Genomic DNA, 15,615 nt, shown 5'->3' with positions numbered 1-15,615 from the left:
ATGCGCGCCATACCTCTACTTTCGCTTCTGCTCAGCGGCTGGTTCATTGTTCCAGCTCATGCCGACGAGGCTCAGGACTGGTTGACCCGCCTGGGCCAGGCCGAGCAGCAGCAAAGCTTTCACGGCACATTCGTTTACGAGCGCAACGGTAGCTTTTCTACCCACAACATCTGGCATCGCGTCCAGAATGGCCAGGTCCGCGAGCGTTTGCTTCAGCTCGACGGTTCGGCCCAGGAAGTTGTGCGCATTGATGGGCATACTCAATGCGTCAGCGGTACTCTGATTGCGGGCCTGGGAGATTCTCCCAATTCCGCAGCTCGTCCTCTCGATCCTCAAAAGCTGAAGAACTGGTATGAGCTTGCCGTCGTTGGCAAGTCGCGTGTGGCCGGGCGTGAAGCGGTGATCGTATCGCTGATGCCACGTGATCAGCACCGCTACGGTTTCGAACTGCATCTGGACAAAGAAACGGGTCTGCCGCTCAAGTCGCTGCTGTTGAACGACAAGGGGCAGCTACTCGAGAGGTTCCAGTTCACGCGGCTGGATACTTCTGAAGTTCCATCTGATAAAGACCTGCAAGCCAACTCCGATTGCAAGACAGTCACGCTCGACAGTGACAAGGCATCTGCGGTCAAGACCGCGCAGGTCTGGCGTTCCGACTGGCTGCCTCCTGGTTTCGAACTCACCAGTAGTTCTTCGCACAAGGATCCGGAAACCAAGACCCAGGTCAACAGCCTGTTGTATGACGATGGTCTGGCCCGTTTCTCCGTTTTTCTCGAACCGCTGAACGGCGCAACCGTCACCGATACCCGGACTCAACTGGGCCCGACCGTTGCCGTATCCCGCCGTCTGACTACACCTCAAGGCGAAATGATGGTGACCGTGGTTGGCGAGATTCCAATTGGGACCGCCGAACGGATTGCCCTGTCGATGCGCAATGATGGCGCTGCAACCAGCAAGCAGTGAGCTGATTCCAGCTATCTCCACTTCGTCTTCGAGACGTGAAATGTTTGCTGAGCATTTTCATTTGCAAAACACCCGAAAATTTTTTATAGGTCAGAGCCTCTCGGCTCTGGCCTTGTTTGTTGTTCCCGGAACAAAAATGCCGGCCTGTGGTTTCCGGTGTTCCTTGCTCCATATCGCTTAACCCTGCTCGTCGTAACGGGAGCTGTATGTCGATACCAAGCTTGAAGTCTTATCTCTCCATTTTCGCCACTGTGCTGGTGCTCGGTCAGGCTGTTCCAGCAGTCCAGGCGGCTGAGGCGGCCAGCCCGGCCAATCTGCCGGATTTCACCCAACTGGTCGAACAGGCCTCGCCTGCGGTGGTGAACATCAGTACTACGCAAAAGCTGCCGGATCGCAAAGTGAACCAGCAGATGCCTGACCTGGAAGGCTTGCCGCCGATGTTGCGCGAGTTCTTCGAACGCGGCATGCCGCCGCAACAGCGCTCTCCGCGGGGTGATCGTCAACGTGAAGCGCAGTCGCTGGGTTCGGGCTTCATCATTTCGCCGGATGGCTACATCCTGACCAACAACCACGTGATCGCCGATGCCGATGAAATTCTGGTTCGTCTGGCTGATCGCAGTGAAATGAAAGCCAAACTGATCGGCACCGACCCACGTTCCGACGTGGCGCTGCTGAAAATCGAAGGCAAGGATCTGCCGGTACTGAAACTCGGCAAATCCCAGGATCTGAAAGCCGGTCAGTGGGTCGTGGCAATCGGCTCTCCATTCGGCTTTGACCACACCGTGACCCAAGGCATCGTCAGTGCCGTCGGCCGCAGTCTACCGAATGAAAACTACGTGCCATTCATCCAGACCGACGTGCCGATCAACCCGGGTAACTCCGGTGGCCCGCTGTTCAATCTGAACGGTGAAGTGGTCGGGATCAACTCGCAGATCTACACCCGTTCCGGTGGCTTCATGGGCGTGTCGTTCGCCATTCCGATCGACGTCGCCATGGACGTTTCCAACCAGCTGAAAAGCGGCGGCAAAGTCAGCCGTGGCTGGTTGGGTGTAGTCATCCAGGAAGTGAACAAGGATCTGGCCGAATCGTTCGGTCTGGACAAACCGGCCGGTGCGCTGGTTGCACAGATTCAGGATGAAGGCCCGGCTGCCAAGGGCGGTCTGCAGGTAGGTGACGTGATTCTGAGCATGAACGGTCAACCGATCGTCATGTCCGCTGACTTGCCACATCTGGTTGGCGCGTTGAAGGCTGGCGCCAAAGCCAATCTCGAGGTCATTCGTGACGGCAAGCGCAAGAATGTCGAGCTGACAGTCGGCGCTATTCCTGATGAAGACAAAGAGCTGGACGCCCTGCCGAAATCCGGTGCCGAGACTAACAGCAATCGTCTGGGTGTTTCGGTTGCAGAGCTGAGCGCCGAGCAGAAGAAAACCTACGACCTCAAAGGTGGTGTGGTGATCAAGGAAGTGCAGGACGGTCCTGCGGCCCTGATCGGTCTGCAACCGGGCGACATCATCACGCACCTGAACAATCAGGCCATTGGTTCTTCCAAGGAGTTTGCCGAGATCGCCAAGGCGCTGCCGAAGAACCGTTCGGTGTCGATGCGCGTTCTGCGTCAGGGCCGTGCCAGCTTCATCACCTTCAAACTGGCTGAATGATCCAGCTCTCTCAGAAGTAAAAAAAACCGCCTCGAAAGAGGCGGTTTTTTTATGTCCGGAATTTGTCTCGGCGCGGGCTTAACCCATCATGTCCTTGACCATGCGCTCCTGCTCCATCAGCTCGCGTTGGCGGGCATCGATACGCGACGACAGCGGGAAGTTGCTGCCGGCCTTGCGCTTGGCAAAGTCCAGTTGCTGGATCGCCTGACGGTAATCGCCTACCAAGGCGAAATACTCGGCACGGGCCTGATGCAGGCCAATGATGTTGCCGGACAATCCGCGTGTTTCTGCAACCTGATACCAGACGTCCGGATCGTCCGGTCGCGATTTCAACAAACCGTCCAGAGCTTTTTCCGCGTCGGCGGTACGGTTCTGTTTCAGCAACAGATCGACGCGCACCTGATTCAGCGGGTAATTGCCAGGATACTGACTGAGCATTCGGTCAACCCGGGACTGGGCATCGGCCAGCTTGTTGTTGGTGATGTCCAGATCGACCTGTGCGAGGTTGTAGATGATCTCGTTCGGCGATTTCTCCAGCAGTTGTTTGAGGTTCTCTCGCGCCTCATTCAGTTGGCCGCCCTTGATCTGAGCGATCGCCAGGCCGTAGCGGGCCACGTCATTTTTCGGGTTTTCATCCAGCTGTGCGCGGAAGCGTTTGGCGCCGAGACCTGGTGTTTCCTCGTAGATCAACTGCACCCGCGCCCGGATCAGTTGATAGCGCTTGCTGTCTTCGATACCTCCGGGCCTGGCCTGTTCGGCGCGGTTGCGGGTGTCGGCGATCCGCGATTCGGTGACCGGGTGAGTCAGCAGGAACTCTGGCGGTTTGGCGTCGTAGCGGTATTGACGCATCAAGCGCTCGAACATGGTCGGCATGGATCGTGGGTCGTAACCGGCTTTTTCCAGATTGAGAATACCGATCCGATCGGCTTCCTGTTCGTTCTGGCGCGAGAAGGTCCTTTGCGATTGAATCGCTGCCGCTTGGGTGCCGGCAATGGTGGCGATCCCGGCATCGCCGCCACCGGCAGCCGCGATGACGATCCCGGCCAGTAGCGCCGCCATCATCGGCACCTGCATCCGCTGCGAAGCCTCGACGCCGCGAGCGAAGTGGCGCTGGGACAAGTGAGCCAGTTCGTGAGCCAGTACCGAGGCATATTCGCCCTCGGTCTGAGCGTTGAGGAACAGGCCGCCGTTGACCCCGACAATCCCGCCCGGCGCCGCAAAGGCGTTGAGCTGCGGGCTATTGATCAGGATGAATTCCAGGCGTCGGTCATTGACTTGGCTGGTTTCCACCAGCTTATAGACGCTGGACTCGACGTAGTCCTTGAGCTGTGGATCGTTGAGCTGTGAAACCTGGCTGCGCAGCAACGCCAGCCAGGCGCGACCCAATTGATATTCCTGTTGTGGCGAGACGATGGCAGAGCTGGCGTCACCGAGTGACGGCAGGTCGTCGGCGAAGCCCGGTGAGGCGAGCAGGCAAGCGAGCGTCAGCAGGGTAGGGCGCAAAAAAGTCATGCACAAAGCCTTAGTCGACAAAGACCTTACTGTAGCCGGACACCGGGCTTGCGACCAGATATTCTAGGCAGCCTGACCACCTGATCCGGAGTGACGCATGACCGACGCTGTAGCCCATGACTGTGAACTGGACGCCAGTGGCCTGAATTGTCCGTTGCCGTTGCTGAAGGCCAAAATGGAGCTGAACAAGCTGCCCAGCGGAGCGGTACTCAAGGTGATTGCCACGGATGCCGGCTCGCAACGCGACTTTCGCACCTTTGCCAAATTGGCCGGTCATACGCTGCTGCGTGAAGAGGACGAGGCGGGTGTCTACCGTTACTGGCTGAAAAAAGCCTGAAACCGACCGCGTAAATGACTTAAGGAATATTGATGTTCAAAGTGTTGCGCGACTGGATTCAGCGCTACTTCTCCGATGAGGAAGCGGTGGTGCTGGCGGTTTTGCTGTTTCTCGCCTTCACCGCTGTGCTGACGCTGGGGGGAATGCTCGCGCCGGTGCTGGCCGGGATGGTGCTGGCGTACCTGATGCAGGGGCTGGTGGTCACGCTCGAGCGCCTGCGTGTTCCCGGCGGGGCGGCGGTCGGTCTGGTGTTTGCGCTGTTCATGGGCGTGTTGATGGTGTTCATCGTCGTGGTGCTGCCGTTGCTCTGGCATCAGTTGATTACGCTGTTCAACGAGCTGCCGGGAATGCTCGCCAAGTGGCAATCGCTGCTGTTGTTGCTGCCGGAGCGCTATCCGCATCTGGTTTCCGACGAGCAGGTGCTGCAAGCGATCGAAGCGGCACGGGGCGAGATCGGCAAGTTCGGCCAGTGGGCGCTGACGTTCTCGTTGTCGAGCCTGCCGCTGCTGGTGAACATCATGATCTACCTGGTGCTGGTGCCGATCCTGGTGTTCTTCTTCCTCAAGGATCGTGCAATGATCGGCGAGTGGGTGCGCGGCTATTTGCCGCGTGAGCGGGCGCTGATCACCCGGGTCGCCGAAGAAATGAACCGGCAGATCGCCAACTACATTCGCGGCAAGGTCATCGAGATCGTGATCTGTGGTGGCGTGACTTACATCGCATTCGTCGCGCTGGGACTCAACTACGCGGCGCTGCTGGCGCTTTTGGTTGGCGTGTCGGTGGTGGTGCCTTATGTCGGGGCCGTGGTGGTGACCGTGCCGGTGCTGCTGATTGCGCTGTTCCAGTGGGGCTGGAGCGATCAGTTCATCTATTTGATGGCGGTCTACGGCATTATTCAGACGCTGGACGGCAACGTGCTGGTGCCGTTGCTGTTTTCGGAAGCGGTCAACCTGCACCCGGTGGCGATCATCTGCGCGGTGCTGTTGTTCGGCGGGTTGTGGGGGTTCTGGGGCGTTTTCTTCGCGATTCCGCTGGCGACGCTGTTCAAGGCTGTGCTTGATGCGTGGCCACGCAAGGAGCCGGTTGTAGCTCCGCTGCTCTAGAAACCGGATTATTCGTTGGCTCTTATGGCCCCTTCGCGAGCAAGCCCGCTCCCACATTAGACCTCGGTCAACTGTGGGAGCGGGCTTGCTCGCGAAGGCGTCAGTGAAGTCGACGCAGAAATATCAGGCCTTGTTCAGCGCCTGAGCCGCAGCCAGCACTGCATCGACATGTCCTGGCACCTTCACGCCGCGCCATTCCTGACGCAATACACCGTTCTTGTCGATCAAGAACGTGCTGCGATCAACGCCCAGGTATTCCTTGCCGTAGAGCTTTTTCAGCTTGATCACGTCGAACAGCTGGCAGACCGCTTCGTCCTTGTCGCTGATCAGCTCGAACGGAAACTCCTGCTTGCACTTGAAGTTCTCGTGAGACTTCAGGCTGTCGCGGGAAATCCCGAAGATTTCCGTGTTGGCAGCCTTGAATGCAGCGTATTGATCGCGAAAGCCCTGGCCTTCGGTGGTGCAGCCCGGGGTGCTGTCCTTCGGATAGAAGTAGATCACCACTTGCTTGCCCTTGAGGGACGACAGGCTGACGGTCTGCCCGCTGGTGGCAGGTGCTTCGAAATCCGTAACCGGTTGGTCGATGACAACGGCCATGAAAGCTTCCTTACATTGGGTTCTGTGGGCGCCAAGGTTCGATCAGTGCATCCAGGTTCATGGCGTCGGCGAAATCCAGGAACTGGTCGCGCAGCCAGCTGATCTGGGTGCCGGCGGGCAGGGTCACGGTGAACGTGGCGTTGAGCATGGTGCCGCCGGTCTGCGGTGCCTGATAGGTATCGCACGTCAGGTTTTCCAGCTCGACGTTGTGATCCATGAAGAACTGGCACAGCTCGTTGATGATGTCCGGGCGGTAAGCCGAAGACACGTAAGCCACGTACGGCAGGGCTTGCGGGCGATTTTCCAGGGCGGCGCTGCGCACCACGTTGACGGTGAACGCATGACGCTTGGCCAGCACCGGCAGGCTGCCCTCCAGGCGAGCCAGGGCGTCCCAGCTGCCGGAGACTTCGAGCACCAGCGCGCTGCACTCGCCGTGGCGGGTCAGGCGCGAAGTGACGACCGCACAGCGATTTTCATGGCTGGCGCGGCACAGGACGTTGGTCAGCTCCATGGGATTGGCGCCGAGGGCACTGATGACAAGGAATTGTTCGCGAACTGTGGGGGTGGACATGCAGCATTCCTAAAGCGATGAGCGGTCGGTAGGGAGAGGGCGTTGATTGCCGGGGCAATGACTGTCCGGAAGGCCCGATTCGTGTGGCGCTACGGCTCCATTAAAAGGAAGCGTACGGCAACGACACTGGAACGGGGCCCGGGAGGCCGAAACGGGAGACTGGAACCCGGCGTACAAGCTGATCAGTACCGATCAAAGTCTGAAGGGTAGCGAAAAGCGGCGCCAAGGGGAATGGCGGCACAGTACTTCGCTTGTGCAAGCATCTTGGCGCCAGTACCATTACCGCTCTCTTTTTCCGGCAGGAGCGGTTTCATGATTGCGGGCAGTATGGTGGCACTGGTCACACCCATGGATGCACAAGGGCGTCTTGACTGGGACAGCCTCAGCAAACTCGTGGACTTCCATCTCAAGAACGGCACCCATGCCATTGTCGCGGTCGGCACCACCGGCGAGTCGGCAACCCTTGATGTAGAAGAACACATCGCCGTCATCAAAGCCGTGGTCAAACAGGTTGCCGGTCGCATTCCGGTGATCGCCGGTACCGGCGCCAACTCGACCCGCGAAGCGGTCGAGCTGACCCGCAATGCCAAGGAAGCCGGCGCCGATGCCTGCCTGCTGGTAGTTCCGTACTACAACAAGCCGACCCAGGAAGGCCTGTACCAGCACTTCAAGCACATCGCCGAAGCGGTCGACATCCCGCAGATTCTCTACAACGTTCCTGGCCGCACCTCCTGCGACATGCAGGCCGAGACCGTGATCCGCCTGTCCACCGTGCCGAACATCATCGGCATCAAGGAAGCGACCGGCGACCTGAAGCGCGCCAAGGCGATCATCGACGGCGTGAGCAAGGACTTCATCGTGCTGTCCGGCGATGATCCGACCGCCGTAGAGCTGATCCTGCTGGGCGGCAAGGGCAACATCTCCGTCACCGCCAACGTCGCCCCGCGCGAAATGGCCGACCTGTGCGAGGCCGCGCTCAAGGGCGACGCCGAGACCGCACGGGCCATCAACGAAAAACTGATGCCGCTGCACAAGGACCTGTTCATTGAAGCCAACCCGATTCCGGTGAAGTGGGCTTTGGTCGAAATGGGCCTGATGCACGAAGGCATCCGCCTGCCGCTGACCTGGCTGAGCGCTCCTTGTCATGAAACGCTGCGCTCGGCCCTGCGCCAGTGCAACGTCCTGGTTTAATTGAGGAAGTACAACGCATGAAGCGAATGGCCGGACTTTCCGCACTTGCCTTGATTATCTCCAGCACCAGTGGCTGCGGATGGATCTGGGGCCCGGAAGGTTATTTCCGTGACCGTGGTAGCGATTACCTGGAAGCGCAACAGACTGCCCCGATGCAACTGCCACCGGACGTCAGCACCTCCAAGCGCCTGGATCCGCTGCTGCCGATCCCGCGCAACGTGGCTGACGACACCGCCAAGGGTGAATACATCGTTCCGCGTCCTCAACCGCTGTCGGCCGTTGCCGATGCCAGCGACTACTCGCTGCAGAAGAGCGGTGACTCTCGTTGGGTCATGGCCCAGCACCCACCGGCCGAAGTCTGGCCAGTGGCGGTGCAGTACTTTCAGGACAACGGTTTCCGTCTGGATGAACAGCGCCCGCAAACCGGCGAATTCACCACCACCTGGCAGCATTCCGACGAACTGTCCGCCGCCATGGCCAAGCGCCTGAGCGCTGCCGGCGTCAGCACCGACAGCGAAACCCGCGTGCGGGTGCGCATCGAGCCGGGCGTGCAGCGCAACACCAGTGAAGTCTACGTGGTCAGCGCCGAGCGTCCTGCCGGCAGCACCGCCGACGTGGCCTTCACCAACCGTTCGGTCAACACCGGCCTCGACGCTGCGCTGGTCGACGACATGCTTGCGAGCATGAGCCGTACCTCCGAGAAGGGTGGTTCGGTGTCGATGCTGGCGTCGCGTGATTTCGATACCCCGAGCCGTGTCAGCCTGAGCGAAGACGGCAGCGGCAACCCGGTACTGAACGTCGGTACGGACCTGGATCGTGCCTGGTCGAGCGTCGGTCGTGCGCTGGAGCAGGGCGAATGGCGCGTTGAAGACATCAACCGCAGCCTGGGTCTCTACTACATCAACTTGTCCGAAAAGGCCGAGAAGAAAGACGAGAAGCCTGGTTTCTTCAGCAGCCTGTTCGGCAGCGCGCCGACCAAGGAAGAAGTTGAAGCCCGCGCCGAACGTTATCAGGTTCGCCTGAGCAAGGTCGGCGAGAACGTTCAGGTGACCGTCGAGAAAAACATCAACACCGTTGCGCCGGCCGATGTGGCCCGCAAAGTGTTAAGCGTGATTCAGGACAACCTGGGCTGATCCAATGCGTTTTGCCGTTCTCGGCAGCGGTAGCCAAGGGAACGGCACGCTGATCGCCAGTGCTGATACGTATGTGCTGGTGGATTGTGGTTTTTCCCTGCGGGAAACCGAAAAACGCCTGTTGCGCCTGGGTGTGAACCCGGCGCAACTGAGCGCGATACTCGTAACCCACGAACATGCCGACCACGTGCATGGCGTGGGTTTGCTGTCTCGGCGCTACAATTTGCCTGTCTACCTCAGTCGCGGCACACTGCGCGGGATGCGCAAACCGATTGAACCTGCCGGTTTCGTGACCGGTGGCGAGCAACTGCAGATCGGTGCTCTGAACATCGGGGTCATTGCCGTGGCCCACGATGCACAGGAACCGACCCAATATGTATTCAGCGATGGTGAGCGGCGTTTCGGCTTGCTGACCGATCTGGGTTCATACTGCGAGCGGGTGCTGGACGGTTATCGGGACCTCGATGCGTTGATGATCGAGTCCAATCATTGCCGAGACATGCTGGCCCGTGGTCATTACCCGTACTTTCTCAAGCAGCGGGTGGGCGGCGAGCTGGGACATTTGAATAACCATCAGGCGGCATTCCTGGTGGCCGAGTTGGGCTGGCAAGGCCTGCAACACCTGGTCCTGGCCCATCTGAGCAGCAAGAACAACCTGCCGCAGCTGGCCCGGCAATGTTTTGTCGACACCCTCGGGTGCGACCCGGACTGGCTGCAACTGGCCGATCAAGATTCAGGGCTCGACTGGCGCCACATCGCCTAGCCCATCTACTTAGCAAGCGGAGCCCATCATGGAAAAACGTGAAGAACTCTACCGCGGCAAAGCCAAATCGGTTTACAAGACCGACGACGCTGACCGCTTGATCCTGCTGTTTCGCAACGACACTTCGGCGTTCGATGGCAAGCGCATCGAGCAGCTCGACCGCAAAGGCATGGTGAACAACAAGTTCAACGCCTTCATCATGCAGAAACTCGAAGCGGCCGGTATCCCGACCCAGTTCGACAAACTGCTGGCCGACAACGAAGTGCTGGTGAAAAAACTCGACATGATCCCGGTCGAGTGCGTCGTGCGTAACTACGCCGCCGGCAGCCTGGTCAAGCGTCTGGGCGTCGAGGAGGGCATGAAGCTCAACCCGTACACCTTCGAACTGTTCCTGAAGGACGATGCCAAAGGCGACCCGTTCATCAACGAATCCCACGTCGTGGCCTTCGGCTGGGGCACCGCCGAGCAACTGGCGCGCATGAAAGAACTGTCGCTCAAGGTCAACGAAGTCCTGAGCAAACTGTTCGACGACGCAGGCCTCTTGCTGGTGGACTTCAAACTTGAATTCGGCGTGTTCAGCGACGGCTCCATCGTCCTGGGCGACGAGTTCAGCCCGGACGGCTGCCGTCTGTGGGACAAGGACACCAAGAAAAAGATGGACAAGGACCGCTTCCGCCAGGGCCTTGGTGACGTCATCGAAGCCTACGAAGAAGTCGCCAACCGTCTGGGCGTACCGCTTTAATCGACGCAAGCATCTGATAGCACGGAAAAAATTTCGTTTAGGGGTTTCCCATTCAGCGAAAGTGTTGTTATGATGCGCGCCGTTGGAGAGATGCCAGAGTGGCCGAATGGGACGGATTCGAAATCCGTTGTACCTTCACCGGTACCTAGGGTTCGAATCCCTATCTCTCCGCCATTATTGAACAAGATGAAACCCCCGTAATCATTGATGATTACGGGGGTTTTTTCGTTTATGGCGATTTGGTTAGGGCATTTTTAGGGCAAGAAACGCTGCTGTTACATCGCTCACGACCAGCGTTTGCATTTCTGAGAGGTTGCGTTTGCATGTGAGTCGGCAGTGGTGGCCGTTTGTCACTATGCTTGGTTCGGATCCCTTTTGCTTGAATGAAGTGTATCCACCGCATCCACTCTCAGAGGCAAGGAAATGCAACCTACAGTGATTGAACAGCTCACAGTTCACATGCTTTGCGCGATCTACAAAAAGCTCGGGATCGAAGATAGTTTTGATCCAAATCTCGTAAGCAGCGCCATTGCATCGAATGACCTATGGGTTCTCGAATGGGCTTACGATATTAAAGATGAGCAAAGTCATAACCCGCCGTACGTTACTGCCGTCGTTGATACTCTGGATATGTATTCGTTTCTTCGAGATAGCTTCGAAAGACTTTCTCCTGCTGAACAGGCGATAGTCGAGGGAGAGGTGCCTAACGCGGCTTTCCAGATTCAATTCCGTGGATATGACGGCAATAACGAACTTGACCACAGACGAGCTGCTCGTTACCTGGTGAATGATCTGGATCGATTCGAAACGATGAAAGATGTCGCTACATTGAATTCGCATAGTCCGGTAGTCGAAATGTATGCGCGGATGTATGAGGTATTTGAACCGATACGTACGCAACTCGGACGCCGCCTGATGGAGCCGCATGAGATTGTGGCTGTATTGCAGGCAGCAGTTCATCCAAGTAACCGCTGAAGCGAAAACGGATCATGCCCACCAATAAGTGGGCATGTCGTTAATTCTCCCGAAACCCAAGCATTTTTGACACTATTCCAGCCATGCTCTTGGTGTCCTTCGGTATCCATCTACCGTAATGCTTTCTCACCATTGTTGTGTCGGCATGTCCAAGTTGTCTGGCGACCCATTCGACAGGCACATAGCTAGAAAGCATTTGGCTGGCGAAGGTGTGGCGGCACTGATTGGCACCTCGGTGGCGTACCTCGGCCTTTCTCAGATGCGCTGTGAACCAGTTGCTCAATGTTTTACCGCTCCATATCAACCCGCTGGTGGAGCTGCGGAAAAGAAACCTGACTTTCATCTTTTTCGTCGTGATGTTGTCACGCTGGATGACGGTGATCTCTTCTGTGGGGGCTTCCTTGGCCGCAGCAACGATTTCTCGCATCAGCTCAAGTGCAGGATCTATCAGTTCAATGACCCGTACCCGGGAACGTTCCTTGGGGACTTTGTACTCGCCAACGACTAGCGCCCGACGGACCTGCACCAGGCCGGCGTCAAGATTGATATCCTCGACAGCGAGTGCAATGAGTTCGGATAGCGATAGTCCGGCCCAGCAGTTGAACTCAATCATCCTGGCATCAGGTCGTCGGTCCGGATCCGCTTTGCCGATCAAGTCGATTTCGGTACGACTGAAGGGATCGGCGTGCTCCAGGTCGACGTCCGAACCGACGTTGCTGATTCGGTCCAGCGGGTTGGCTTTCAAAATGCCGTCCCCAAAGGCGTCAGCCCAGACGCCTCGGACCACGGTGAAGATGTCGTTTACTGTCTTTGGGGATAGGCCTTGCTTCAGCAGTTGCGCTTGGAACAGCTCTATATCGCTCTTGCTAATGTCCACTATTCGGCGTTTGCCGAATTTATTTTCGACGTGCTTGGCCTTGCTGATGTAGTTAACGACGGTACTTGATGCTTTGAGTGCGCGCTGAACCTCCAGCCAGCGATCAATACCTTCCTTCACGGTACGCTTCAGCGAAGGGCCGCCAGTGCCGGTGAACATTGCAGCCCTGGGAGAGTTGGGGAAGTGGGCCGCATAGTCGAAGCGGCCCTCTTTGATCTCTGCGAGAATGGTACGGCGCTTGTTGTCGGCATAGGCAATCGCGGCTTTGTTTACCTTTGAAATCCCTTCCAAGGGTTCACGGCATCGCTGGCCATTGAAGATGAACCAGATGCGTAGCTGTTTGCCGTTCATCTCGACGCCTGTGGGCATCTTGTCACTCATGGTTGACCTGCCATCCACTTTTCGATTGCTTCCTTGTTGTAAACCAGCACATTGGCCGGATCTGTCCTGTAGTGCTTTCCCTCCAGCCAAAGCCCGCGGGACCGATACTTGCGGACCGCTTCTGTACTGAGCCCGAACACGGGATAGAGCAGGTCCTGGCGAAACCAGGCACCTGGTGTTATTTGAAAATCAATTTTCTCTGCGGCGCTCATGCTGCCTCCTCCATCTGGCCCACGCTCAATCCAACAGCGACTGGGCGCACCCACACCGGCATGTTGTTGAGCATGAAAGTCTCGCCAGCCTCTGCCAGCAATAGGGTCATTCCCATCACATGCGCGATGGCTTCGGCAGCTGCTGGTGGAACTGCGTTGCCAATGCGCTCTCGCCAAGCTTGATCACTCAAGCCGTCCAGTTCGAACTGTTCCTCCGGCTCGACCAGGCTCTGCAGTGCGGCCAGCTCCAACGTGGTGAATGGGCGGTGCCAAGTGCCGTCTAGGCTTTCGATCACACACGCCACTCGATCATCCGCCGCCGGCATGCGGGGATCCGCCACCGACCACCTACCGTTGTCTTGGCGAGCGCTCGCTGATACTGCACCCGCTTGATCTCCCCAACCGACAACACCGTAGTGTCCACCAGTCAGGTAAGCGTCGCCTTTCTGTCGCTTCATTCCTGGGCGAGGATCTGCGATGGAGAGGGCACCGCTGGCCACCTGCTGCGAGCCGGTGACAGTGCCAGCGGTGCTTGCCCATGGGCACACGCCTAGCTTGCGGTTGCTCGCTCCGGGGTGCCAGTTGTGATAGCGCGGATCCTGCACAGCGAATGCGCCTTGGCCAGTTGTGCTGCCAGCGATGACAGTGCCGGCGGATCGATCGAATGGGGTAACAAGGTACTTGCCGAATCCGTCACCCGGCCGACGTGGGTCAGCCACGCTGAATGTTCCTTGCCCGGGCGACTTCACGCCGATGACTGCACCGCTAGTCTCGTTCCATCGGCGAACACCGTACTGTTGGTATTGCAGGGCGCCGGCCTTTGCGCGTGGATCAGCTACTGAAAACGCGCCATTGGTGGGGTTGCTGCGTCCGGCTACGGTACCGGCAGTGTCGCGCCACTCGTGCACGCCTAGATACCCTGCGCGGTATTCAGGCACGATCACCAGGTCGCGTAGATAGCCATCCTCGATCACCAGATCATTGAGGCTGCGCCAGTCCTTGCCGGCCTGTACAAGGGCAAGACGAACCCAGGTCTTCCATTGCAGAGCCGGAACACGGTGCATTGGTCCGGCAGCTTCGATATCGCCGGCGAGAGGCATGCGTCCCAGAATCGAACCGACTGACTGCAGCGTCTTTTTTTCCGGTTCATAAAGGAACGGTGGCACTTTCTCGACGTGACGAGCCACGAGCAGGAAGCGCTTGCGGCTCTGCGCCAAACCACCAATGACACCACAATCGTGTGTGGTCTCGGCCACGGCGTAACCATAGTGGTTGAGTAGCTTGTTGATCTGGTCGAGCAGGTGCCGCCCGCGAGTGGCCAGACGCGGCACGTTCTCGAACACGATCAGAGAGACCGGGTCGTCCTTCCAGGCTTCGCACATCAGCCAGATGCAGCGCAGTGTCAGTTCGTTCAACGCCTGGTACTTCGGCGTGAGGCTCATTGTTTCGGACAGCAGGCCCGAGGCGCCTTTGCATGGGCTGGAAATGAACACCGCGTCTGGACGTTCGTTGTTCGCGGCGCGGCGAAGGTCATCGGCGCTCGCCTCCTTCCAGCCTGCGGGCGGCTCTTTACCGTGGAAACGGGTGTACTGATCGCGGGTGAACAGATCCATCAGCGTGCCAGGAACGCCGGACAGTCGCTCGAAGTCGCGCAGGCCGGCCGGATCTACGTCGACGCCACCGATGCATCGCCACTCGGCTTGGATGTGCCCAACGACAGGTTTGGCACGGTTGAAGCCTTTGGCACCACCGCCCAGGCCGCAGCACATATGGAAGTGATTGAGAACGCGCTTAAGCATTGGCGTTCTCCTCGGCGGTGCTCGTATACCCCTCAGCAGGCTGCGCGGGCGGGCGATTCGGAGCGGTTAGCGTTGCATTGGGTGTGGCTGCCTCGCGCAGCTTTTCGTGGGGTATAAGCGCCTCGGTGGTGCTGCTGGAAGGAGCAATAATGCCTGCTGCTGCGCAGCAGAAGCTGTTTGTTTCTAGTGTGTCGACGCTGGCTTTCTCGCGGAGCAAAGCGGTGGTGGATTGGGTTTCGTGCTGGTCCCTTTGCATACCGCTTTCCTCCGAGGTTCGATTGCGCGTTGGTGCATCGGGCGCTGGTGAGGCGTGAGCCGGATTGTGGTGTGTGTGGGATTGGGAGCAGGCCTGGCTCATGCGGCGTTCTCCTGATCAACTGGCTCCAACAGTGCAGCGATAGCGAGCGCTTGGTCGCGCAGGACGCGGGTTTCGCGTTCGAGTTTTTTTCCCGTGCGAAAGGCGGCGAAAGTCTCGGACGCGATCCGCAGTTTCTCGGCAATCTCCAGCAGGGTGATCCGTGCAGGTTCTCCAAGTTGTGAGGCCTCTACGGCGCGTCTGTAAAAGTCGTAGAGTTGCTCGTGTTTGTTTTGAACCTGCTTCAGCGATAGCGTGAGATTGCGGATCTCTTCAGATTTGTCAGCGCTCTGAACGGCTATGCCTTCGCTGTAGCCTTCTGTATGGCCCTCAGTGAGGCCGTTGTTGAATCCGTTCCGGTAGGCGAGCCAGTAAATGCCGGCGGTCATGAGGACGATTGCTATCAACGCGTAGATTTGAATTGCGGTCATTTGGTTTGCTCCTGGTTC

Annotated in this window: 17 protein-coding genes and 1 tRNA gene; 10 read left to right on the top strand and 8 right to left on the bottom strand. The window is 58.3% G+C overall.

What is annotated here, in order from left to right:
• On the top strand, positions 1–963 hold the full coding sequence (locus CAF63_RS01875) for a MucB/RseB C-terminal domain-containing protein (protein ID WP_085683183.1): 963 nt from the start codon (positions 1–3) through the stop codon (positions 961–963).
• Positions 964–1,169: 206 nt separating this feature from the next.
• Complete coding sequence (locus CAF63_RS01865; protein ID WP_085683181.1) at positions 1,170–2,618, top strand: DegQ family serine endoprotease; 1,449 nt, start codon at positions 1,170–1,172, stop codon at positions 2,616–2,618.
• A gap of 78 nt (positions 2,619–2,696) precedes the next feature.
• Here the strand turns inward: CAF63_RS01865 and CAF63_RS01860 are convergent, their stop codons facing one another.
• Positions 2,697–4,130: a M48 family metalloprotease gene (locus CAF63_RS01860; RefSeq protein WP_085683180.1), complete on the bottom strand. Its 1,434-nt coding sequence runs from the start codon at positions 4,128–4,130 to the stop codon at positions 2,697–2,699.
• 97 nt (positions 4,131–4,227) lie between these two features.
• Between CAF63_RS01860 and CAF63_RS01855 the strand changes: the two genes are divergently transcribed.
• Both CAF63_RS01855 and CAF63_RS01850 read left to right on the top strand, forming a co-directional pair.
• Positions 4,228–4,467, top strand: coding sequence for a sulfurtransferase TusA family protein (locus CAF63_RS01855; protein WP_007958011.1), 240 nt, complete (start codon positions 4,228–4,230; stop codon positions 4,465–4,467).
• A 32-nt stretch (positions 4,468–4,499) separates the two neighbouring features.
• Positions 4,500–5,570 (top strand): AI-2E family transporter, encoded by a 1,071-nt coding sequence (locus tag CAF63_RS01850; RefSeq protein WP_007958012.1) that lies wholly within the window; start codon positions 4,500–4,502, stop codon positions 5,568–5,570.
• Positions 5,571–5,693: 123 nt separating this feature from the next.
• On the opposite strand, the gene CAF63_RS01845 is transcribed toward CAF63_RS01850, so the two are convergent.
• Positions 5,694–6,167 carry a peroxiredoxin gene (locus CAF63_RS01845; protein WP_085683179.1) on the bottom strand — a complete coding sequence of 158 codons (474 nt, stop codon included), beginning with the start codon at positions 6,165–6,167 and terminating at the stop codon, positions 5,694–5,696.
• Positions 6,168–6,177: 10 nt separating this feature from the next.
• Positions 6,178–6,738, bottom strand: a complete 561-nt coding sequence (locus CAF63_RS01840; protein ID WP_007958014.1) for a glycine cleavage system protein R — start codon at positions 6,736–6,738, stop codon at positions 6,178–6,180.
• Positions 6,739–7,050: 312 nt separating this feature from the next.
• Between CAF63_RS01840 and dapA the strand changes: the two genes are divergently transcribed.
• From dapA to CAF63_RS01805, 6 genes are all read left to right on the top strand, one after another.
• A complete protein-coding gene (dapA, locus tag CAF63_RS01830) occupies positions 7,051–7,929 on the top strand; it encodes a 4-hydroxy-tetrahydrodipicolinate synthase (RefSeq protein ID WP_085683177.1) in 879 nt (292 codons plus the stop codon).
• A 17-nt stretch (positions 7,930–7,946) separates the two neighbouring features.
• Positions 7,947–9,062, top strand: a complete 1,116-nt coding sequence (gene bamC / locus CAF63_RS01825; RefSeq protein ID WP_085683176.1) for an outer membrane protein assembly factor BamC — start codon at positions 7,947–7,949, stop codon at positions 9,060–9,062.
• 4 nt (positions 9,063–9,066) lie between these two features.
• Entirely contained in the window at positions 9,067–9,825 is a 759-nt protein-coding gene (locus CAF63_RS01820; RefSeq protein WP_007958017.1) for an MBL fold metallo-hydrolase, read from the top strand.
• Between the two features lie 28 nt (positions 9,826–9,853).
• Positions 9,854–10,567: a phosphoribosylaminoimidazolesuccinocarboxamide synthase gene (gene purC / locus CAF63_RS01815; protein WP_007958019.1), complete on the top strand. Its 714-nt coding sequence runs from the start codon at positions 9,854–9,856 to the stop codon at positions 10,565–10,567.
• An 84-nt stretch (positions 10,568–10,651) separates the two neighbouring features.
• Positions 10,652–10,741: transfer RNA gene (locus CAF63_RS01810), tRNA-Ser, on the top strand.
• 261 nt (positions 10,742–11,002) lie between these two features.
• Positions 11,003–11,542, top strand: coding sequence for a YfbU family protein (locus CAF63_RS01805; protein ID WP_158090779.1), 540 nt, complete (start codon positions 11,003–11,005; stop codon positions 11,540–11,542).
• Between the two features lie 40 nt (positions 11,543–11,582).
• Here the strand turns inward: CAF63_RS01805 and CAF63_RS01800 are convergent, their stop codons facing one another.
• Genes CAF63_RS01800 through CAF63_RS01780 form a run of 5 tightly spaced genes read right to left on the bottom strand, consistent with a single transcriptional unit; the run spans position 11,583 to position 15,597 of the window.
• On the bottom strand, positions 11,583–12,800 hold the full coding sequence (locus CAF63_RS01800; protein WP_085683174.1) for an Arm DNA-binding domain-containing protein: 1,218 nt from the start codon (positions 12,798–12,800) through the stop codon (positions 11,583–11,585).
• The gene (xisR, locus tag CAF63_RS01795; RefSeq protein ID WP_085683173.1) at positions 12,797–13,012 is read right to left on the bottom strand and encodes an excisionase family protein; all 216 of its coding nucleotides are present in this window, start codon (positions 13,010–13,012) and stop codon (positions 12,797–12,799) included. The genes CAF63_RS01800 and xisR overlap by 4 nt, the downstream gene beginning before the upstream one ends.
• A complete protein-coding gene (locus tag CAF63_RS01790) occupies positions 13,009–14,811 on the bottom strand; it encodes a DNA cytosine methyltransferase (protein ID WP_085683172.1) in 1,803 nt (600 codons plus the stop codon). The genes xisR and CAF63_RS01790 overlap by 4 nt, the downstream gene beginning before the upstream one ends.
• Positions 14,804–15,169 (bottom strand): hypothetical protein, encoded by a 366-nt coding sequence (locus CAF63_RS01785; protein ID WP_256574478.1) that lies wholly within the window; start codon positions 15,167–15,169, stop codon positions 14,804–14,806. The genes CAF63_RS01790 and CAF63_RS01785 overlap by 8 nt, the downstream gene beginning before the upstream one ends.
• Positions 15,166–15,597 (bottom strand): hypothetical protein, encoded by a 432-nt coding sequence (locus CAF63_RS01780; RefSeq protein ID WP_085683170.1) that lies wholly within the window; start codon positions 15,595–15,597, stop codon positions 15,166–15,168. Before CAF63_RS01780 ends, CAF63_RS01785 begins: the two co-directional genes overlap by 4 nt.
• Positions 15,598–15,615: the final 18 nt, after the last annotated feature.

This window comes from Pseudomonas sp. B20(2017), from assembly GCF_002113125.1.
GTDB lineage: Bacteria > Pseudomonadota > Gammaproteobacteria > Pseudomonadales > Pseudomonadaceae > Aquipseudomonas.
Note: the sequence above shows the minus strand (reverse complement) of the source record. Positions and strands in the feature narration are given on the sequence as shown.